The following is a 19,910-nucleotide window of genomic DNA, read 5'->3' on the forward strand; positions in this document are numbered from 1 at the left end:
GCGTATGAAAGCGAAGGAAAGAAGCCCGTGAAGACTAACAGTGCCCCGCCGATGAGCCTGGGGGCAGCGGTCAAAAGCATCGCCCGTCTCGGTGGACATCTGGGACGCAAGGGCGACGGCCACCCAGGAGCTCAGGTGCTCTGGCAGGGGCTCACCAAGCTCGACACAATCACCGCTGTCTGGCGCAGGCTTCGCACCCAGCAGACTTATGGGTAAAGATCAGCTCGGAGGCCCGCGCTCCTCACTTCCCAAAGCGCGCTTTGATCAGGTGGCTGCTGAGGATCCAGATCTTGTGGAGCTTGCTGAGGCGGGCGCGTTTGGTGAAGACGGGGTAGCGCTCGCGGCGGAGCTTTTCGAGGATGCGGGAGTAGATGGCGGCCATGATCTCGGAGGCGACCATGTTTTTGCGGTCCTCGGGGGGCAGGCACTTCCGCGCGGCGTCGTAGTAGGCGCGGGCGCGGGCGTACTGAAAGTCCATCATCTTGATGAAGCGCTCGCTGGGGCGGGCGTCGAGGATCTCGCTTTCCAGCACGCCAAATTTTCGCAGCTCTGCCTGGGGGAGGTAGATGCGGCCGGTGTCGCGCGCGTCCTGGCCGACATCGCGGATGATGTTGGTGAACTGGAGGGCGTAGCCGAGATTGATGGCGTAGTCCTTGGTGGCGGGGTTTTGGTAGCCGAAGATCTCAATGCTGACGAGGCCGACGACGCTGGCGACCTTGTAGCAGTAGCCCAGCAGTTCCTCAAAGGTCTCGTAGCGGGTCTTGGTGATGTCGCTGGCGACGCCGTCGATGATCTCGCCGAGCCAGGCGCGGGGGAAGCCGTATTTCTGCGGGAGCAGGAGCATCTCATCCAGCACGGGGTGCCCCGGCGGCTCGCCCGTTTCCACGCAGTGCTTCCAGTGATTGAGCTCCTTTTCCTTGGACTCCGCGGAGTTGTCCGGGTCGTCGGCGATGTCATCGACCACACGGCAGAAGGCGTAGAAGGCGATCATGTCCCGGCGGCGCTCTTTGGGCAGGCATGCGAGCGCAAAAGCCAGATTCGACTTCGCCCGGCGCACGATCTGTTCTGGGGAGAGCGTGCCGCTGGTCATGCGGAAGTGGAACGTGAAAAGCCGAGGCGCAGCATGAGAAGGAGAGCCGTTAGCAATAGCCAGCAATCGAGCATGGCAAGCACCAATGCGCCCAGGGGTTGCTGGATGATGCGCCAAAATGGCGAATCCACAGAGAAGGCGCGCGCCATTTCCTCCGTGTAGAGCACGAGAATGAAGAGGGCGAGGGAGGTGATGGCGAGCAGCAGCAGCGGGATGGCGGCGCGCCAGAGAATGTGCAGGGCGCTGGCGCCCTGATGCCAGAATGATCCGGGGACGGCGGCGACCGCGACCGGCAGCGCGGCGAAAACGAGGAGCAGCTCCACCCACCACCACGCGCCGATGCTCTGCGGCGTGCTGAGCTGCCACCAGCGCCAGCTCATCCAGAGGAGATTGAAAGCCGCCAGAAAGGCCACGCCCTGCCAGCGGGCAAAGGCCTGCTCCAGCGCCGCCGCGGCATCGCCGGAAGCGTCGGTTTGCCGCGGCCGCTCCCAGGCCATGACGAAGCGCACCAGCCAGACCTGCATGCCCGCGGCGGCGAGGGCGGTGAAGGCGTAGCGCAGCCCCAGCTTCAGAGTTTCCGTGCCTTCGGGCAGCATGTGCCGCGCGCTGGCGGCCTCCAGCCCCAGCCAGGCAAACCCGGCCAGCGTGACAGCGAGGAGGGAGAATTTCTGCTCGGGCCCCGGCCTGCGCTCGCCATAGCGGTAGGGCCAGCGCCAGATGCGGATCGTCAGAAAGACGAGCGCCACCGGCGCCACGCAGGCCAGCGGCCAGGGCGGGACCAGCGCGTGCGGGAGCGCGGCCAGATGCGCCAGCGCAGCTCGTGCCAGCGGCAGGATCATTTCCCGCCAGTCCGAAAGCCGCTGCAGCGTGGCCGGGGCCGAGGCCTGGGCCTGCGCGGCCTCGCCGCTCATGCCGGCCAGCAACAGCGCGCCCGCGGTCAGTGGAATGAGCACCGGGTGCAGGCGCAGGAAATCCCAGGCGTCAGACAAATGCCTGCGCAGCGGGTGCCAGCGCAGGTGCAGCAGCAGCCCGGCGGCAAAGCCGGCAAGGGCGAGCGCGGTCGTTTGCCAGTGGGTCAGGTTCAAAGTTAACGATCAATTCGCGAAAACATCTCGACATGCCAGCACGTATTCGCTTCTCTCACTCCGCCATGAAATCCTCCGCCGCCTTCCTGCTTGCCGCATTGTCCTTCACTTCAGCAGCCCTCGCCGAAAACTGGCCGAGCTGGCGCGGCCCCAATCAGGACGGCTCCTCCGGTGAGACCGGACTGCCGGTGAAATTCAGCACCACCGAAGGCGTGCGCTGGGCGGCGGATGTTCCCGGCCTTTCCGCCTCAGTGCCCGTGGTGTGGAAGGACAGCATCTTCATCACCGCGCCCATCGATGCGGAGAAAAAGCTGGTGGGCCTCTGCTATGACAAGCTGACCGGCAAAGAAAAGTGGCGCACGACGATCAGCGAAGGCTCCGAGGTGCAGTGGGATGACAAGAGCAACCTCGCCAGCCCCTCCGCCGTGACGGATGGCGACCACGTGTACTTCCTCTTTGCCAACGCCGTGGCCGCGGCCTGCGACTTCAACGGCAAGATCCTCTGGAAGCGTGACTTCAAGGAAACGCACGGCGCCTTTGCCACGCAGTGGACCTACGGCAGCAGCCCCGCGCTGGACGGCGGCAAGCTGTACATCCAGGTGCTGCAGCGCAACGAGTCCTTCAAATTCCAGGACAAGTTTGAAAAGGGCACCGCGGGCAAGGACATGAGCAGCTACATCCTCGCCGTGGACCCCGCCACCGGGAAGGACCTCTGGAAGCACATCCGCCCGAGCCTCGCCTCCACGGAATCTCTGGAGGCCTTCAGCAGCCCCATCTTCACCACCTACAAGGGCCAGCGCCTCATGCTGATCTCCGGCGGTGACACGCTGACGATTCACGATGCCGCAACGGGCAAGGAGTTCTCCCGCCTCGCCACGTGGAATCCGCCCGGTGAAGGCTACAACAAATTCTTCCGCCTGGTGCCCTCTCCGGTGGTGGGCGATGGGATGGCGATCGTGTGCGCGCCGAAAAACTCGCCGATCTTTGCCATGCCGCTCGATTCCAAAGGCGAGACGAAGCCCGTCTGGCAGACGGAGCCGAAGGGCGTGACCAGCGACGTGCCCACGCCAGCCTTTTACAAAGGGAAGTTTTACGTGCTCGACGGTGGCAAGAAGATCCTGAGCTGCCTGGAGCCGAAGACCGGCAAGGTGGTGTGGAGCGGTGAACTCGGCGGGAAGACCAAGTTTGAAAGCAGCCCGACCGTGGTGGATGGCAAGGTGTACTGCATCAACTTCTGGGGCGAGGTCTATGTGGCCAAGGCGAACACGGACAAGTTTGAGCTGCTGGGCATGAACGAAATGGGCAACGGCAGCAAGCCGAATGGCAACGCCGCCAGCGTGCGCGCGAGTGTGGCGGTGAGCGATGGGTGCCTCTTCATCCGCACGCAGGACAAGCTGTACTGCATCGGGAAGAAAGTACAGGCGCTGCCCTGATACGTACACAACGGGCGCTCCTGCTCTCGGTCAGCGCGCCACCATCACCCACAGGATCGCATCGGCACGAGCTGTCGAAGCCTGAACTTCTCCACTCCATGTCTCTTATGCTCTACCGCTCCCTCGCCCTCCTCCTCGCCGCCGCTTCACTCGCTCATGCCGCGCCTGCGGAGCACGTCATCCTCATCAGCATCGACGGCTGGGCTCATCAGTACTTCGATGATCCGAAGTGCCACATGCCCGCGGTGAAGGCGCTGGCGGCCAAGGGGGTGCGTGCGAAGCGCATGGAGTGCTCCTTCCCCACGGTGACGTGGACGAACCACACCACGCTGGTGACGGGGGTGCATCCGGCGAAGCACGGTGTACTGGCGAATGAGTACTTCGACCGCGCTGCGCGGAAAAAGATCCCGCTGATTCCCGACCCGCTTTTCAACAAGGAAGAAATCGTCAAGACACCGACCATCTACGATGCGGCCAAGGCGGCCGGCCTGACCACCGCCGGCGTGATATGGCCTGCCTCACGCGGAGCCAAGACGCTGGACTGGACCGTGCCGGATGTGTTTGAGCAGGAGCTGTTTGAAAAATACGGCACCCCTTCCCTGCTGGAGGAGGCACGCGCAGCGGGCATCCCCATCGAAAAGCAGAACGAGTGGTGCAAACTGGGCAACCCCGGCAAGGCCCAGCGCGACTACATGTACTCCCAGCTCGCGCAGCACATCATCAAGAAGCACAAGCCCAACTTCCTGGCGCTGCATCTGGTGAGCCTCGACTCCTTTGAGCATGCACACGGCCGCCAGGTGGCGGAAGCCTACTGGGCCGCGAATGATTCGGACAACCGCGTGGCCGACATCATCCGTGCCGTGGAGGAGGCGGGCATCCTGGACAAGACGACTTTTGTCATCACCACGGACCACGGCTTCGTCACCTTCACGAAATCCATCAATGCCAATGCCGCGCTGCGGAAGGATGGTTTTGTCAAAGCCGTGCTGGGCAAGAGCCTCGCGCCGGACTCGCAGGTGTTTGCCATGGCGGAGGGCGGCGCCTGCTTTGTGTATGTGCTGGATGACGCGAACCGCGAGAGCATCTTGAAACAGATCACACCCACGCTCGCGAAGCTGGAAGGCGTGGAGGGTGTGGTGGAGGCCAAAGATTTCGATGCGAAGCTGCACCACGTCACCGCCGCCAAGGACGGCCGCGAGCCGGATCTCGTGCTGCTGGCCGCCGATGGCTACACCTTCACCGATTCCCTCGCCGACAACAACGTCATCATTCCGAACGATCCGCCCAAGGGAGCGCACGGTCATTTGCAGACGGATCCCAATCTCTACGGCGGGTTTGTCATCAGCGGCGCGGGCGTGAAACAGGGCGCGGTGCTCGATGAAATCAAAAATATCGATGTGACACCGACGATGGCAAAGCTGCTTGGCATCCCCTTCCCTGGAGCGGATGGGCGGGTGCTGGACGAGGCGCTGGGGAAATAACGTGGCTCACGCGCGCTGCACCACCACGGCGGTGCCGTAGCAGAGGACTTCGGTCACGCCGGGGGCGATCTCGGTGGCATCGTAGCGCATGGCGATGATGGCGTTGGCGCCCACGGCCTCCGCGTGCTGCTTCATGAGTTCAAAGGCCTCCGCACGCGCCTGCTCGCAGAGCTTGGTGTAGATGGAGATGTTCCCCCCAAACAGCGTCTGAATTCCCGCGCCGATGGACCCCACGATGGAGCGCGAGCGGACGATGATGCCGCGCACCACCCCCAGCTCCTGATTGACGTGAAACCCGGTGAGGGAGTTCGCCGTGGTGGTGAGGATGTCTGCAGGCATAACGCCGGTGTGGGTTAGAGCATGCCCGGCGTGTAGCGCGGGCGGTCGTCGGCGTGGGCCCCCGTCTGCTGGCGCATGCTGGGGTCGTCCAGCGCACGATCCACGGCGTCCTGCAGGGCGCGGGAGGTGAGGTCCCGCAAAATGGGAACGGGGGAGCCGCTGCCGGGGCGGTAGGCATTGCTCTGGCGCTCGCCTTCATAGACGCGGGTGAAAATCACCCGGCCGGACATGGCCTCCACCACATTGACCCGGATGCGGGCATAGCCGTAGGGGTGGACGAGAAGCTGCGCGCGCAGGTCCTGAATTTCTCCGGTGAGGATGAAACGGCCCTTCACATCGGTGGCCAGCATGCCGCGGGCTTCGAGGGCGTAGGCAAAGCAGTTCCGCACCACCTCACTGACGGGCAGGCGGGTCTGGATGGTGTCCACGCTCGGGCCGATGGGCAGGCGTACATGCCCCAGCGTCTGGGCCTGCTCACCGCGCTTGTCCTTGAACTCCCCGGCGACGAATTCCGGCGCCCCACGCAGCATGCGTCCGGCCTGGGGCACGTAGTCCAGGCTGATGACCGAGGAATTGGAACAAGACGAAAGGCTGAGGCAGGCCGCGGCACCGAGAATGGCTGAAAGACACCGAAAGTTCATGGGGATCATTTTTAGAACGCCTTGGACGCGAATCAATGCCCGAGATTCATCCGAGGGGTGGCCGGGACAAAAAAAACAACCCTGCCGGAACTCGGAGCTCAGGAAAAAAACCCCCAAAACCTGAATCCAATTAACCCGGCAGGGTTGATTTATTGAATATATTCGGAAACAGGTTCGCCATGCAATACCAAAAAGTTTTTCATCAAAAAAAGGCCGCTTTTCTTTCGGTGCTGGGCCTGAGTATTTTTGCCCTGGCTCCCTCCATGTCCCACGCGCAGCTCGGTCGTGCTGTGCGCCAGGTCATCGTTTCCCAGGCGGCCACCTGGAATTCCAACACCGCCACCATGCAGTGCTACCAGCGCGCCTCCGCCGGGGCGCCGTGGCAGGCAGTTTTTGAAAAAACCATCCCCGTTCTTCTGGGCAGGAAAGGGCTGGCGTGGGGGCGCGGGGTCTTCACCCCGCCCCAGAACGGCATCCCCCCCAAGGTGGAAAAGGACTGGCGCGCCCCGGCGGGCGTCTTCCAGCTCGGCTCCCTCTTTGGCTATGCCCCCACCGCGCCGGGCGGCGCCCGCTGGCCCTACATCCAGGTGGGGCCCTGGGACGCCTATGTGGACGACTCCTCCCTCCCCCAGTATTACAACCGCCACGTCCGCATTGATCCCCGCCAGGGCATCCCGCCGTGGTTTGAAAAACAAAAAATGCGGCTCGGAGACGCCGCCTACAAGTGGATGCTGGAAATCCGGCACAACCAGCAGCCGGCCGCCCCCGGCTACGGCAGCGCCATCTTTTTCCACGTGCGCCGCGGTCCGGACAAGCCCAGCGCGGGCTGCACCACCATGGCCGAGGGAGATCTGACCCGCCTGCTGCGCTGGCTGGACCCGAGCGCATCGCCGCACTACGTGCTTCTGCCGCAGGCGGACTACGCGGCGCTGAGAGAGGCGTGGGGGCTGCCGTGAGTGTGTGCGTGAAATTGGGCTGACAGCATGGGCGGGACTGAGGGGGGAACTCGGATTTGTTTTTCCCGCAGATTCAGGGAACCCGCGGATTTTTTATGTTTGTTTGGATCCATCTGCGGCTTTCCTGAATCTGTGGGAGGATTTCTGGGACGTGGGGAAGCGTCTCAGGGGACTCAGATTTCTGCTGTGTCCACCCACCAGTCGTGGGCGGGTTCGAGGTCGTGGCCGTAGATGGTGGCGGGGGCTTGGAGAGCCTGCAGGCCGGGTATTTCCTGCAGCAAGGGCGCGGCCTGTGACTGCGGCACGGCGGCAAACATGGCGGGCATGCCTGCGGCCTTGGCGGCCAGCAGGGCCTCGCGAATGATCGCGGCACCTTGCGTGGGATGGCTGAAACGAAAGCCGGAGAGGTGGGCGGAGAGCATCTCGGTGCCTTCGTCGGTCCAGAGGCGTTTGCCGCGCCGGGTGTCCTCCAGCCAGGCGGCGCCGGCGATCCGCAGGGGCGTCATGAGGGAGCGCAGCGCGTGGTTTCCACCGGTGAGGATGCAGGCGGGGGCTTGGGTGGAGGCGTCTGGCGCGGTGGACGTACCCGATGCTGCCTGGCCGGTAGAAATCCGCAGCACGACGATCTGGGCCAGCTCCTGAAAAGCCGGAATGCCCAGCCTTCCCGTGTAGTCCGTGGGCCGCCTTCCGGTGCCGTGCATCACGATGCCGTAGCAGGCATGGGCGCCGCTGCTCATGATCTGCCGCCGGGCTTCCCGCAGCAGATGCGCGAGCACGCGGCTGCCGCGTGCCGAGGGGCTGACCTTGAGATCGCACAAATAGTGCACGCGCCTGGGGTGTGGCGCCGTGTGCGGGCAGTGCATCCAGCGCTCCACGCGCGCCAGCGTGCCGAGCACCACGCCGCCGGCTTCCGCCACGATGACGGTCGCATCTCCCATGGCGGCAAAGAAAGGCAGGTAGTCGCGTCCGTGCGAGATGCTGAAGCGTGCGCCATTTCCCAGAGGATAGTCAAACTGGCGCTCAAAGCGCTCCAGCGCCTCTCCCAGCCATGTCGGGGGCGGTTCGTGCAGGAGGTGAAGTTTCATGCGCGGCTGCCGACGAGGATTTGCGGGTAGAAGAAACTGCGGTCCCGCTGCTCCATGGCGCGGCCCAGTTCATGATCCCACGCGATGGCTCCAGCGAGTGCATCCATGTCGAGGGATGAATTCAACTGCCGCAGGATGACTCTGCCGCCGGGCTTCAGAACCCTGGCGGCGGCGGCCAGCGTTTGCCCTGCCTGCGCCGGAGAGAGCCAGTCGAGGATGTTCGAGAGATGCACCATATCCGTGCTGGCTGCAGGAAGGCTGGCGAGAACCTCCCTCATGCGGCCCTGATGCCAGACGACCTCCGCACGTGGCGCAGCGGCCGTGTGCAGCCAGTCGTAGCGGTGCTCCGAAGCAAAGCTGCCTTCATACATCTGCCGGAGGAAGGGATTGGTCTCCGCCCCATGACGCGCGAGGGCCACGCGGGTGCGCCAGGCAAAGTGCTCGTGAAAAGGCCGTCGCGGATTTTGCGCCGCCTCATGGCCAAACAACGCGACGAGATTTGGCAGAGCCATCACCTCCGCCAGGGCGGCATCCAGCCCCGCCCCCGCCGCCTGCACGCGCCGCAGTTCCGCGAAACAACGCTCATAGCGCCCCGCGTGGTCCGGCCCGTGGGCAGCCACCAAGTCCAGGGGCCCGAACACATCCTCCGGCATGGCGAGTGCTCCAAGCAACCGCCTCAGCTCCTCGCCACGCTGTGCCAGCGGCATTGATTCATGCCCCAGCAGCCGCGCCGCCTGGTCAGCGCTGGCATGGGCCGCCAGGTGCAGCTTGCACTTTGAGAGCGCGAGCTGCGCCGCATTCATGTCCACCGCGTGGATGCGCTTCAGCGGCAGCCGCGCGAGCTGCACCAGCGTCTCGCCGCCCGAGGCGATCATCACCACCACGGCACCCGCGGGCAGAGTCTCCGCGAGCTCCACATCCAGACGCGGGTCTTCACGCACCTGCGCAAAGGCGAGCGGCAGAGTGGCGGCCTCGCGGGCCCAGGCATCAGCGGGAGTGGAGTTTGGTTCGGCCATGAGCAAAGTGAAGGATGAGAAACAACAGCGCGGCGGCCAGCAGATCCACCGCATAGTGCAGCCGCAGCACCAGCGTGGCGGCGAGCATCAGCAGCGAGGGCAGGAGCATGAGCCAGAAACGGAGGCGAAAGCACCGCCAGTCCCAGGCCAGCAGCGTCAGCGTGATCAGCACATGCAGGCTGGGGAAGGCATCGTAGCGCGAAGCCATGGCGTGGTTGATCTGTTCATTCCAATGGGTCAGCAGACCACCCGGCAGCGGGGCGGAAAACAGCTCTGGAAAGGCCGTCAAAGGCGGTGCCGCCGGATACAGCAGGTAGCCCGCAAACCCCACCGCAAATGCCGTGAACAAACGTGAGCTGAAAAGCAGCCGCCGACCGTCCTGGATGAAGGCCTGCAGCAGCGCCCAGTGCAGATAGACGTGATAACTCATGTAGCCCGCGCTCAGCACGTCATTCATCCAGGGCGCGGTCACGCCCCGCAGAGCCAGCACGGGGGAGACGCCAAACAAGGCCGCATCCGCGGCGAGCAGCTCATGATGGCGGAGCGGCACCGCCAGCGCCTCCACCAGCATGGACGAGCCGGCATACAGCGCCCACGTTGCGACATAGGCACCGGCAAGGCGCATGCGGCCGCCCGCTGCCGAAGTACGCACCAGCAGCGCGTAGCCACAGGTCAGCACCGCCACTTCAAGCAGCAGCACGTCCCAGCCATGCAGGCAGGCCAGCGCCACGCACAGCACCACGCCGAAGCCGAGATACAGCCCTTCATGAATCTGCACGCGCCGCCCCGTCACGAGTGCTTCCCGGCCCCCTTCCACCCCAGCGGGCTGCGCCGCAGGCTATGAATGAAAAACTCCCGCACAAAGGCCGAGTAGGAGCTGATGTAGGGCGCGCCCTGTTTGCGCAGGGCCGGGGCCAGCGCCGCGTGCACCTGCGGCAGGTGGTGCCAGGGCACGCCGGGAAACAGATGGTGCTCCAGATGGAAGTTCTCATTGCACATGAAGAAGCGCACCAGCGGGCTGGTCAGAATGGTGCGCGTGCCCCGCACTTCATCATTCGCGTGCTCCAGCAGCGTGTGCTGGCTCATGCCGCGGATGTTCACCATGGTGTTGATGAAAAGCATGGGCACCAGCCAGCCATGCCACAGCCACAGCGTGGGAACATGACGCCACACCAGCCAGGCGAAAAACACCGTGGCGCAGACTTCCGCCACGATGCCCGCGCGGTCCCGCGCCGTGCCCTGCTTGAATCCCAGGACCGGAATGGCCGTGATGTAAACCGGGTAGCCCACCAGGAGGCGCAGCCAGTTCATGATGAAGACCATCCACGTCCAGCGTGTGTAGTTGGCGTAGTGATCGGGGTCTCCCGCCTCCCCGAGGTGCTGATGATGGTTCAAATGCAGGACACGGTAGGCTGAGAAATTTTGCAGCACCGGCATGGCGCACAGGGCGCCGAGCACCCCGTTCCACACGCGGTTTCGCGCCAGCGTGCCATGCACCGCCTCATGGGTGAAAAGGCTGATGCCGTGCAATGATCCTGCCGCGAGAAGATACAGCGGCGCCACCAGCAGCCACTTCCACCACCCCGCCGCGCTGGAGACCAGCCACACGGCCCCCGCCGCGCCCATGGCATAGAGCGCCAGAAAGGCGGCCGCGCGCCAGACGTGCCGCGCGGCGGAGCGCGCATGGCAGCGCCGCTGGAGATCAGGTGGCAGTGAGTTCATGGCGGTGCCGCGGCTGCGTCCCAAAGATCCTCGTAGAGCCGGTCAAAGACATGCAGCCCCAGCCGCACACCGTCCTGCACGGCGGCGCGGTCTCCGCCCCCTGCCGCCCAGGCTTCCGCCACGCAGTCAAAGAACTCCGCCGCATGCCGGCCATCGATTTCCTCGTGCACGTTGTAATGCACCAGCTTCTCCGCCGGCACCCAGCCGCGCTCCACCACCGTGCGGCCCAGGCGCGCTGAGATGCCGGCAAATTCCTGCTCGATGATGCCCAGGCAGGCAAAGGCGACCTCCGGGCGCTCCATCAGGCACAGGCCCATGAGGCTCGTGTTAAAAGCCCTCACCGCCTCTTCTTCGCGTACATGGCTCATCGCCCCGCGCGTCACGCCCAGCGTTTCCAGAAAACGCAGAAAGGTCATGTCATGGGCCAGCGCCGGATCAAACACCGCCGCCTTTTCATCCACGAAGCCGTGCTCCTCGGCCAGATTGTGGATCAAGCTCCGCCGCTGCACCGAGGAGGGCATGCGCGCCATCAGCGCCGCCATGGGCCTGGAAAAATACCGCACCGCGAAGAAGAACTGCTGCTGAGTCGCCAGGAACTGCTCACGACCCATCGCGCCATCCGCCAGCGCGGAAAAATAACGGTTCTTCAAGATGTTCCGCGCCTTCGTCTGTGCAGCCACCCAGCCTGGTAGGTCCTCCATGGCGCAACTCTAGGAAAGCCCCATCCCGATCTCCAGCAAATTTTTGGTGCCGTTGGTGACATGGGCTGCCAGCCCGGGGCGAAAAGTTCATCATCCTCAGGTTTCTTTCTCCCACAGATTCAGAAGTCGGATCAATCTGCGGGAACACTTTGGGACATGCCGGCCACTGATGAAGGACAGAGCTCCCAAAAAAGGCAAAAAGATTTCTCCCCGACCTTCAGATTCTGATTTTTTTGCCCCTCATCTTTTTGCCCTTATCCGCGGTCATCACACCCACCCTGCGCTTCCCGCCCACCACCTCCCCTCACCTTTCCGTCCGCTTGATGGCCTTCTTCAGCCAGTCGCCTTCTTCCTTCCATGGCGGGGCGTTGCGCGGCTCCGCCACGGTCATGGCAAATGGCATGTCCAGACGACAGCCTCTCTGATCGAAGCGATGTTTCCCATCCCTTTGCGCGCCTGCATCGCGACAGTCTCAAAATAGGCCTTGCACCTACCTTATTTCTCTTGATTCCCAAGGGCCACCCCATAAGAACCGCTTGTTTTACTGCTTTTCTTTATCATGAGCAAAGACACCGCTGATCCTGCTTCTCCCGGTGAATCCACCCCCGCCGGTTATCAGCGTACCACCGGCGGCAAAGGCTTCCGCTGGGAGCCCCCGACACCGCAACGGCTGGCAGAGCTGCTCTCGGGCTATGAAATTGAGTGCATGCTGGGTCGTGGCGGCATGGGCGCGGTCTATAAAGGAAAACAAAAGTCCCTGGACCGGACGGTGGCCATCAAAATTCTGCCCCCGGGCCTGGAGGAGGAGGACCCCAGCTACATCGACCGCTTCAAAAACGAAGCCAGGGTCATGGCCAAGTTCATGCACCCCGGCATCGTGGCCGTGCATGACTTTGGAGAAACGTCCGAAGGGCAGCTCTACATCGTCATGGAATTTGTCGATGGCACGGATGTGCAGCAGATGATCGCCTCCCAGGGCAGGCTGCCGCCGGATCACGCGCTGGCCATCACCGCGCATGTATGCGATGCACTCAAGTATGCGCATGAGCACGGTGTCATCCACCGCGACATCAAGCCTGCCAACATCCTCATCAACCGCGAGGGAGCCGTGAAGGTGGCGGACTTCGGCCTTGCGAAGGCCGAAGAGGCCGGCAGCAGCGGCTTCACCAAAACCGGCATGGCCATGGGCACGCCAGACTATGTCGCGCCAGAGGCGCTCATGCCCGGTGCGCAGGTGGACGGTCGTGCCGACTTGTACGCCGTGGGCGTCATGCTTTACCAGATGCTCACCGGGCAGATCCCGCGCGGAGCCTGGCAGCCCGCCTCCGTGCTCAGCCCAGGGACGGACCGCCGCTTTGACCAGATCATCACCAAGGCCATGCAGTATGACCGCGAAGCGCGGTACCAGAGCAGCGGGGAGATCCGGCAGGATCTTGATGCCATTCTCTCAGCCCCCCAGGCACCAAGCCGCCCGCCCGGCCAAGCCGCCGCACCACAGCAGTCCCTGCCGCAAAAGCCCACCGGCAGGCCGCCGCAAAAACGCCCTGAAGCCGCCGCCGCCGCGAAGCCCCAGATGCCCGGAAAAGACATCGCTGCCACGCCTGCAAAATCCAAGACACCGCTCTTCATCGGCCTCGGCGTGGCTGCCGCACTCGGCATCGGAGCCTTCTTCCTATGGGAGGGGAGGAAGCCTGCTTCGCCAGCCACCCCGGCCATCGCCTCTTCCACTCCAGCTCTCTCGGTCTCGCCAACTCCGAGCCCTCCAGCTTCCACCTCATCATCTTCACCGTCACGTTTCCCTCTGCCTCTGCCCACGCGCCCGTCTGAGGCCGGCCAGGTCCTCGTCTGGCGGCGCACTGGCGAGCCGATTGATCCTGCAGACCCCATCACCCAAATACCCGCCGGGATGGACGACGTCGTGCAGGTCGCCTTCGCAGACGGGGGCAATATCGTACTTGCCTTGCACCGGAACGGCCGCGTGACGTCCTGGGGAAAGAAAGAATTGCTTGAGGGAATGAGCGCTGCCACAGGAGATGTCGTTCATCTCGTGGGAGCCCGCAGCCGTACAGCCTTCGCGTTGCGATCCGATGGCTCCGTGCTGATCCTCGGAAAAGAGGCTGGCAAATGGTCCAAACCCGTCTCAGCCGCATCCTCATTTGCGTCCCTCAGCACCGACGATGACGGTCACTCAGGCGCTGTTCTGGGTCTCCAGCGTGACGGGACGGTGTTTTGCTGGGCCGTGGAGGACGATGCAATGGCCAGACTGATTCAGCAAATCCCCAAAAACCTCAACCATGTGACATCCATCGGCTTTGGAGATACCTACGCATGTGCTCTGCGCGATGACGGAATCCTGGTAACCTGGGGCCGCGACGCACCGAAGGATAATCTTCCAAAGCCCGTAACGAGCACTGCAACAGTCCATGCCGTGTGCCATCCCTCGCACGGGGGATACGTCGTGGAAAGCAACGGGCGCACCACAGAGTGGGGCAGCCTGCGGACAGCATCACTGGAGACAAACAAACTGAACATTCAAGGGCTGACCAACCTCAGCTCCCAGTATGGCTTTGCCGCGTTCCAAGACGCGGCGAAAAAGTGGTATTTTGTGGGCGGCAAAGAAGGGCCAAACGTTCCAAACATTTCGTTTTGTGAGCGCATGGCCAAGAATGCCATCCAGATTGTCATCGGCCCGAAGTACATCCTCGCCATCAAGCCCGTGGAAAAAATGCAGCCCGTCGCAATGATGCAGGGCAGCGGCGCTGCCGACACCAACTCACCTCCGGTGGTCTTTGGCACGAAACGATATAAACTTTATGCGGAGCACCTTGACTGGCATGCGGCCAAAACGAAATGCGCGGCACAGAAAGGCAGACTGGCCGAGGTCCGCTCGAAAGAGGAAAACGATTTCCTCTTGAAACTGGCCGCAGGGAGGGCCGTGGACGGTCTTTGGCTTGGCGCGACAGATGAGGCCCGGGAAGGACGCTGGATCTGGAGCGATGGATCTCCCGTGAGCTACTCAAACTGGGATACCGGCCAGCCGAACAATTCCGGCTCTGAAGGGGAGAACTACGCAATGCTGCTGACCACACGGGAGCCTGGCAAATGGTGGGACCAGCCTGAGGTGAGCGGCCGGGGGCTGCCCGGCAACTGGAGAACAGGCTATGTGTGCGAATGGGACGAGAAGCCGAACGTGAGCACCGCACCTGCCACCGCTGTGAAGCAGCCCACACCTCCTCTGGTAGCTGCGGCCTCCAGTCCCCCACCTGTCCCAATGAAGCCCCCGGAGACAGCCGCACCGCAGGCGGCGCTGCCTCCAGAACTCACCGAACTCCAGAAACGCATGGACGGGCTGACAACCGAGCGCGTAACGGCCCCCTTCGAAGCAGGGGTGAAACAACTCAACACCAGCTACATCAGCGCACTGAATCGCGAGCTGCCCCGCCACCAGAAAGCAGGCGATCTGGATGCCGTGCTGGCGCTCAACAGCGAAAAAAAGCGGGCGGCAGCCAGCGAGCCGCTGCTGGGAGATGACAGTACTGACCCAGCCGTTCTCAAACCCCTGCGCAACACATACCGCGCCGCCATGGACAAGCTGGACACCGCTCGCATGGAGAACCAGAAGACACTGACGGAACAGTACGACTCCGCGCTCAAAAAACTGGAGACGGATTTGACCAAGCAAAACCGCATCTCCGACGCCGCCGCCGTACGCTCAGTACGGGAGGCGCTGGACAAGTCTGCGACATCTGATGCGCCGCCCTCCCCGGCTGACTCGAAGCCAGTTGCGGCCATGCCGCCGCCCGCCGCCACTCCCAAGAACGACAAGCCTGGCAAATACCAGCCCAACCTTCCTCCGGCAGAGCCCATTCCTGCGGCGCTCACTGAGCCCCCGCCGCGCCCGCTCTACACCCGACAACTGGCCGACTGGGCACTGTCTCAAAACGATGGCGAAATTGTGATTCGGATCGGCCAGCAACCGCTGACGTTAACTCATCAGAGAAACGACAAAGTCCCATCTGACAAATTTGAGCTGCTGAAAATAATCGTAAGAAACGTCATCGCCGACAAAGTGGACATCAACCCCGAGTGGTTGCTGGGACAGACCGATCTGGAAGAAATCCAACTGAAGGGAACCAAATTTGCCGATTTTTCGGTGCTGCGTGGCATGACCAAACTCAAGCAGTTGTTGATTTTGGAAGGGGGCGACGAGGAATTGATCAAGGCATGCACTGAAGCACGGGCACCAGGGACTTTCCGGCAGTTGCCACTGCTGCCTGCGGTGACCAAATTGCAAATGAGCGCGGCGCTCGATGACGAAGACATCCGCTGCATCTCGGAGCGCCTGTCTGCCCTGCAAGAGCTGAGGATTCACAAACCGCGGCAAATCACGACGCTTGTCCCGCTTCAGCGTCTGGCCTCCCTTGAACGCCTTGAAATGAGGGACAATAACTCCGTTATTTCTCACCTGAAGGATCTTGCGCCGTTGCCTGCGCTGGAAACGCTCATCCTGGGGGGCATGTCTGGTGCTCCAGTGGCAGACTGGGAGTCGGTTTCGACGCTCGCCGATTTGCATGACTTGCAAATCCACCAGGCCAGCCTCTCAAGCGGCTCTTTGACCGCCCTGAAGCTCAACCAGTTCTTAAAACTGGAACGCCTGGTTTTGGAGTACAACGTGGGCATGGGCGGCGATGCCAGTGTTATTGGGACCTTGCCAAAGCTGATGCGGCTGCATCTTGCGGGCAATGGCGCCAACAAAGCCAAAACCTTTTACCAGTTCGTCATGAGCCTGCCACCACAGCCATCGCTGGAGGAATTTTTGTGCTCGGACATTCGCGAGTGGACTGACGCGGACTGGGAGGCCTTTGCCACTCGCTTCCAGGGGCTGCATGGGCTCGAACTTCGCGCATGTTCCGCTCTCACGGACAGGGCCGTGCAGTCCTTCGCGGAAAAAATGCCCCAACTCACCAGGCTGCACATTTATGACACTCCCGTCACCGATGCCGTGGCAGTGCCATTGCGCAGCATGCGCAAGCTCGAAGACCTCATGATCGGCGGCCCGAACCTGACGCCGGTGATCCTGGTGGAGCTTCGCAAGTTGAAAAAACTCAAGAAGCTTTTCATTTTGACCCACAAACTGCCCCAAAGTGCAATCAACGACTTCAAAAAAGCACGTCCTGACGTCGAAGTAATCGTCGAAGTAAAGCCGTAGCTGAGAATGCCCCCCAAAAAAAGCCTACACTTAGACTGTTTCTCAGAAAGAATGTTTGTTTGATCCGGCGAGCGCAGCGGCACAACGTCACCGCTCCGCCGCCTTGATGGCCTTCTTCAGCCAGTCGCCTTCTTCCTTCCATGGCGGGGCGTTGCGGAGCTCAGACACGGTCATGGGCAGGCGGGCGCTCCAGTTGCTGTCTGCGGCGATGCCGGGGACGTTGAAGCGGTCTTCGAGGCCGTAGAGGTCCGTGAGCATGAAGGCGGCGAAGCGGGCGTTGCTGGTCAGCAGGGCCTCCAGCAGGGCGTGGCGGATGTGGGCGTCGTATTCAGGCCAGCCTTCGGCGGAGAAGCGCAGGCCGGAAAATTCCGCGAGGTCGCCCAGCTCCTTGTTTCCCAGGGCGCGCTCGGCTTCGTCGCTGCTGGAGGCATCGCGGCGGCGGTGTTCCCAGTGGGTGCGCATGGGCTCATGGTCGTGCGTGGCGTAGGTGGTGAAGGCGCAGTTGTCATAGGTGGCGCCCATCACCACGCGGCCCTGCTCATTGTGCTCCCACTGGCAGACCTTGAAGCCGGGGATGTCCAGGCTGAGCAGGTGCGGGCGCACGTAGTCCGGCACGGTGCCGAGGTCCTCCGCCACCACCTCGGCCCTGCCTGCGGCGGCATCGAGGATCATGCGCAGGTATTTGTCACCATTCGCCAGATTCGCGGCCTTGTGCTCCGGCGTGTCGTCCGCGTTTTCGATGAAGTGCGGCAGGCGTCCGCCGGTGAGCGCCTTGGTCTCCTCGTCGGTGAGATAGCAGAACTCCGCATTGCGCGTGGGCCGCCAGGGAAAGCTGTAGATGCGGTAGAAGCCGAGCACGTGATCGATGCGGAAGATGTCAAAAACCTCCGTCAGCTTTTGCGTGCGCTGCCGCCACCACTGGAAGCCGCCGTGCTCCATGACGTCCCAGCGGTAGTGGGGGATGCCCCAGTTCTGCCCCCAGCGCTGCACGAAGTAGTCGTCTTTAAAGTAGGTCTCCGGCGGAGCGCCGCCGCACCATTCCAGGTCAAACTGCTCAGGCTTGAAAAACACATCCGCGCTGCACCAGGAGATGCCAAAGGGGATGTCTCCCATGAGCTTGACTCCCCTGCCGTTCGCATACGCCCGCAGCTCGCCCCACTGGGTGAAGCAGAGCCACTGCACGTAGGCGTGAAACAGGATGCGGTCGTCGATCTCGTCCCCCTGGGCATCGCGCCAGGCGCGGGCTTTGGCGGCAGTGTTCACCTGGTCGCGCCAGTTTGCCCAGTCCTCATGGCCGTGCTCCTCCATGAGCACCTTGAAGAGGCAGAAGTCGTCCAGCCACGAGGCCTCCTTCTCGCAAAAAGCCTCAAACTGCGCCATGCGCGCGGGCTGGCTTTCGACCTGGCTGAAGGCGCGCCGCAGCAGCGTGTGCTTGAGCCGCCGCACCTTCGGGTAGTTCACCGAGCCGTGCCGCAGCAGGTCCACCCGCAGGATGCCCGTGATGGTGCTGTAAAACTTCTCGTCCAGCTCAGGCACCGCCGCCGGGGAGAGCTCCAGGGTCAGGTAGTCCAGGGCGACGGAGCTGATGGCGTTGTAGGGGCTGCTGTCGCTGCCGGTGGCGTTGATGGGCAGAAACTGCACGAAACCGAGGCCGGTGTCCGCCGCCCAGTCGATGAGCTCACGCACACCGCCGATGTCCCCGACGCCGAGGTCCTCGGCGGTACGAAGGGCAAAAACGGGAATCAGGATGCCGGCGCGGCGGGGCTGGAGGGTGGGCATGGAAAGGGAAATGACGAACCAGACAGATCGGATGACAAATGTTTAGTGGTTGTGTGCTGCGATTTGAATAACTTGGCAAGCGTATAGAGCACAATGCGTTCCCAAACCCTGCCGATGCTGCTGTTTTTGCTGGTCTCCGCCGCCCCGGCCGCCGAGACCAAGGCGCCGCGTGTCATCAACTTCAAAGAGCCGCCCCATTCCTACCTGGAATGGAAGCCGAAGGACCGCTTTGCCGAACTGCAGGAAAAGGCGCGGAAAGGCGAGCTGAAGCTGGACACCACGAACGACAAGGCCTTCCTGACCAGCCTGCTGGAGGCGCTGAACATCCCCGTGAGCTCCCAGATCCTGGTGTTTTCCGCCAGCTCCCTGCAGAGCGAGATCATCAACCCGCGCAACCCGCGCGCCCTGTACTTCAATGAAGACACCTACCTCGGCTGGGTGCCGGGCGGGCTGGTGGAAATCATCGCCGCAGACCCGGAGATGGGGCCGATGTTCTACGTCTTTGACCGGCTGCGGCCCGGCGGGCCGGTGCCGAACGTCACGCGCTCCACCAAATGCATGAACTGCCACGCGGGCAATGCGACGCGGCGCCTGCCCGGGCTCATTGCGGAGTCCCTGCTGGTCTCGCGCGCGGGCTCCAGCCTGGAGACTTACCGCCGGGACGTGCAGGGCCACCAGATCCCGCTGGAGGACCGCTTTGGCGGCTGGCACCTCACCGGCCAGCACAATCTCCTTCACAATCACGCCAATGTGATGGGCATCCCCAACGCGGGAAAAAACCAGATCGTGCCCGTGGAGCCCGGCCAGTACTCCGACCTCGGCCTCCACCTTCTGCCCACCAGCGACATCCTGCCCAATCTGGTGAACGAGCACCAGATGGGCTTCGAAAACCGGCTGGTCTATGCCATCTACACCGTGCGCCAGCTCAAGAGCGAAAACAAAGGCCTGCTGGACACCGCTGCGAAGGCGGAGATCGAGGAGCGCGCGCAGGAGATCGCCCGCTACACGGTCTTTGCCGACGAGGCCAAATTTCCGGCCAAGGGCATGGTGGGCGACCCCGCCTACGTGCGGGATTTCCTGCGCGACCGCAAGGTGTCCAAGGCGGGCCTCTCGCTAAAGGACCTGGATTTGAAGACCCGCATGTTCAAACACCGCTGCAGCTACATGCTCTACACGGACACCTGGAAGGCCGCGCCGAAGGAGCTGAAGGAACGCGTGTACTACCACATGGCCCTCTACCTGCGCGATCAGCCCGACGCTCAGCACGCGCACCTCGCCCCCGCGGAACGCGTGGCGATCCGCGGCATCCTCAAGGACACGATGACGGATCTGCCCTCCTGGTGGAGGTAGGGGGGAAGTACGACGGACACTCT

The 19,910-nt window shown here is 63.0% G+C and carries 16 protein-coding genes; 6 read left to right on the forward strand and 10 right to left on the reverse strand.

Annotated features, from left to right (window positions below):
• Positions 1 to 216, forward strand: a 216-nt coding sequence (locus ACILSQ_RS04490; protein WP_395742388.1) for an IS4 family transposase, incomplete at its 5' end; no start/stop codon positions are given.
• Between the two features lie 25 nt (positions 217 to 241).
• On the opposite strand, the gene ACILSQ_RS04495 is transcribed toward ACILSQ_RS04490, so the two are convergent.
• The gene (locus ACILSQ_RS04495; protein ID WP_395742389.1) at positions 242 to 1,090 is read right to left on the reverse strand and encodes a phytoene/squalene synthase family protein; all 849 of its coding nucleotides are present in this window, start codon (positions 1,088 to 1,090) and stop codon (positions 242 to 244) included.
• The gene (locus ACILSQ_RS04500; RefSeq protein WP_395742390.1) at positions 1,087 to 2,175 is read right to left on the reverse strand and encodes a hypothetical protein; all 1,089 of its coding nucleotides are present in this window, start codon (positions 2,173 to 2,175) and stop codon (positions 1,087 to 1,089) included. Before ACILSQ_RS04500 ends, ACILSQ_RS04495 begins: the two co-directional genes overlap by 4 nt.
• Before the next feature lie 65 nt (positions 2,176 to 2,240).
• Here ACILSQ_RS04500 and ACILSQ_RS04505 point away from each other — a divergent pair, with 65 nt between their 5' ends.
• Together ACILSQ_RS04505 and ACILSQ_RS04510 are read left to right on the forward strand one after the other, a co-directional pair.
• Positions 2,241 to 3,608 carry a PQQ-binding-like beta-propeller repeat protein gene (locus ACILSQ_RS04505; protein ID WP_395742391.1) on the forward strand — a complete coding sequence of 456 codons (1,368 nt, stop codon included), beginning with the start codon at positions 2,241 to 2,243 and terminating at the stop codon, positions 3,606 to 3,608.
• Positions 3,609 to 3,706: 98 nt separating this feature from the next.
• Positions 3,707 to 5,089, forward strand: a complete 1,383-nt coding sequence (locus tag ACILSQ_RS04510; RefSeq protein WP_395742392.1) for an alkaline phosphatase family protein — start codon at positions 3,707 to 3,709, stop codon at positions 5,087 to 5,089.
• A 6-nt stretch (positions 5,090 to 5,095) separates the two neighbouring features.
• On the opposite strand, the gene ACILSQ_RS04515 is transcribed toward ACILSQ_RS04510, so the two are convergent.
• Both ACILSQ_RS04515 and ACILSQ_RS04520 read right to left on the reverse strand, forming a co-directional pair.
• Entirely contained in the window at positions 5,096 to 5,428 is a 333-nt protein-coding gene (locus tag ACILSQ_RS04515) for a YbjQ family protein (protein ID WP_395742393.1), read from the reverse strand.
• 14 nt (positions 5,429 to 5,442) lie between these two features.
• Positions 5,443 to 6,069, reverse strand: a complete 627-nt coding sequence (locus ACILSQ_RS04520) for a hypothetical protein (protein WP_395742394.1) — start codon at positions 6,067 to 6,069, stop codon at positions 5,443 to 5,445.
• 263 nt (positions 6,070 to 6,332) lie between these two features.
• Here ACILSQ_RS04520 and ACILSQ_RS04525 point away from each other — a divergent pair, with 263 nt between their 5' ends.
• Positions 6,333 to 7,025 carry a L,D-transpeptidase gene (locus ACILSQ_RS04525; protein WP_395742395.1) on the forward strand — a complete coding sequence of 231 codons (693 nt, stop codon included), beginning with the start codon at positions 6,333 to 6,335 and terminating at the stop codon, positions 7,023 to 7,025.
• A gap of 173 nt (positions 7,026 to 7,198) precedes the next feature.
• Here the strand turns inward: ACILSQ_RS04525 and ACILSQ_RS04530 are convergent, their stop codons facing one another.
• From ACILSQ_RS04530 to ACILSQ_RS04550, 5 genes are read right to left on the reverse strand one after another with little or no spacing between them, the layout of a single operon-like run.
• Positions 7,199 to 8,110 carry an N-acetyltransferase gene (locus ACILSQ_RS04530; protein WP_395742396.1) on the reverse strand — a complete coding sequence of 304 codons (912 nt, stop codon included), beginning with the start codon at positions 8,108 to 8,110 and terminating at the stop codon, positions 7,199 to 7,201.
• Positions 8,107 to 9,126: a DUF3419 family protein gene (locus ACILSQ_RS04535; RefSeq protein ID WP_395742397.1), complete on the reverse strand. Its 1,020-nt coding sequence runs from the start codon at positions 9,124 to 9,126 to the stop codon at positions 8,107 to 8,109. The genes ACILSQ_RS04530 and ACILSQ_RS04535 overlap by 4 nt, the downstream gene beginning before the upstream one ends.
• Positions 9,098 to 9,904 (reverse strand): phosphatase PAP2 family protein, encoded by an 807-nt coding sequence (locus tag ACILSQ_RS04540; RefSeq protein ID WP_395742398.1) that lies wholly within the window; start codon positions 9,902 to 9,904, stop codon positions 9,098 to 9,100. The genes ACILSQ_RS04535 and ACILSQ_RS04540 overlap by 29 nt, the downstream gene beginning before the upstream one ends.
• 11 nt (positions 9,905 to 9,915) lie before the next feature.
• Positions 9,916 to 10,848 carry a fatty acid desaturase family protein gene (locus ACILSQ_RS04545; protein ID WP_395742399.1) on the reverse strand — a complete coding sequence of 311 codons (933 nt, stop codon included), beginning with the start codon at positions 10,846 to 10,848 and terminating at the stop codon, positions 9,916 to 9,918.
• Positions 10,845 to 11,549, reverse strand: a complete 705-nt coding sequence (locus ACILSQ_RS04550) for a TenA family transcriptional regulator (protein ID WP_395742400.1) — start codon at positions 11,547 to 11,549, stop codon at positions 10,845 to 10,847. Before ACILSQ_RS04550 ends, ACILSQ_RS04545 begins: the two co-directional genes overlap by 4 nt.
• 559 nt (positions 11,550 to 12,108) lie before the next feature.
• On the opposite strand from ACILSQ_RS04550, the gene ACILSQ_RS04555 reads away from it, so the two are divergent.
• Complete coding sequence (locus ACILSQ_RS04555) at positions 12,109 to 16,758, forward strand: protein kinase domain-containing protein (protein WP_395742401.1); 4,650 nt, start codon at positions 12,109 to 12,111, stop codon at positions 16,756 to 16,758.
• An 87-nt stretch (positions 16,759 to 16,845) separates the two neighbouring features.
• On the opposite strand, the gene ACILSQ_RS04560 is transcribed toward ACILSQ_RS04555, so the two are convergent.
• Complete coding sequence (locus tag ACILSQ_RS04560) at positions 16,846 to 18,537, reverse strand: 4-alpha-glucanotransferase (protein ID WP_395742402.1); 1,692 nt, start codon at positions 18,535 to 18,537, stop codon at positions 16,846 to 16,848.
• Between the two features lie 93 nt (positions 18,538 to 18,630).
• Here ACILSQ_RS04560 and ACILSQ_RS04565 point away from each other — a divergent pair, with 93 nt between their 5' ends.
• Positions 18,631 to 19,887: a hypothetical protein gene (locus tag ACILSQ_RS04565; RefSeq protein WP_395742403.1), complete on the forward strand. Its 1,257-nt coding sequence runs from the start codon at positions 18,631 to 18,633 to the stop codon at positions 19,885 to 19,887.
• Positions 19,888 to 19,910: the final 23 nt, after the last annotated feature.

It is taken from the genome of Prosthecobacter sp. (assembly GCF_044227185.1).
GTDB lineage: Bacteria > Verrucomicrobiota > Verrucomicrobiia > Verrucomicrobiales > Verrucomicrobiaceae > Prosthecobacter.

Coding starts and splice junctions, on each gene's coding strand:
- ACILSQ_RS04495 (WP_395742389.1), bottom strand. CDS start 1,090: ATGACCAGCGGCACGCTCTCCCCAGAACAGATCGTGCGCCGGGCGAAG.
- ACILSQ_RS04505 (WP_395742391.1), top strand. CDS start 2,241: ATGAAATCCTCCGCCGCCTTCCTGCTTGCCGCATTGTCCTTCACTTCA.
- ACILSQ_RS04510 (WP_395742392.1), top strand. CDS start 3,707: ATGTCTCTTATGCTCTACCGCTCCCTCGCCCTCCTCCTCGCCGCCGCT.
- ACILSQ_RS04515 (WP_395742393.1), bottom strand. CDS start 5,428: ATGCCTGCAGACATCCTCACCACCACGGCGAACTCCCTCACCGGGTTT.
- ACILSQ_RS04520 (WP_395742394.1), bottom strand. CDS start 6,069: ATGAACTTTCGGTGTCTTTCAGCCATTCTCGGTGCCGCGGCCTGCCTC.
- ACILSQ_RS04525 (WP_395742395.1), top strand. CDS start 6,333: ATGTCCCACGCGCAGCTCGGTCGTGCTGTGCGCCAGGTCATCGTTTCC.
- ACILSQ_RS04530 (WP_395742396.1), bottom strand. CDS start 8,110: ATGAAACTTCACCTCCTGCACGAACCGCCCCCGACATGGCTGGGAGAG.
- ACILSQ_RS04535 (WP_395742397.1), bottom strand. CDS start 9,126: ATGGCCGAACCAAACTCCACTCCCGCTGATGCCTGGGCCCGCGAGGCC.
- ACILSQ_RS04545 (WP_395742399.1), bottom strand. CDS start 10,848: ATGAACTCACTGCCACCTGATCTCCAGCGGCGCTGCCATGCGCGCTCC.
- ACILSQ_RS04550 (WP_395742400.1), bottom strand. CDS start 11,549: ATGGAGGACCTACCAGGCTGGGTGGCTGCACAGACGAAGGCGCGGAAC.
- ACILSQ_RS04555 (WP_395742401.1), top strand. CDS start 12,109: ATGAGCAAAGACACCGCTGATCCTGCTTCTCCCGGTGAATCCACCCCC.
- ACILSQ_RS04560 (WP_395742402.1), bottom strand. CDS start 18,537: ATGCCCACCCTCCAGCCCCGCCGCGCCGGCATCCTGATTCCCGTTTTT.
- ACILSQ_RS04565 (WP_395742403.1), top strand. CDS start 18,631: ATGCGTTCCCAAACCCTGCCGATGCTGCTGTTTTTGCTGGTCTCCGCC.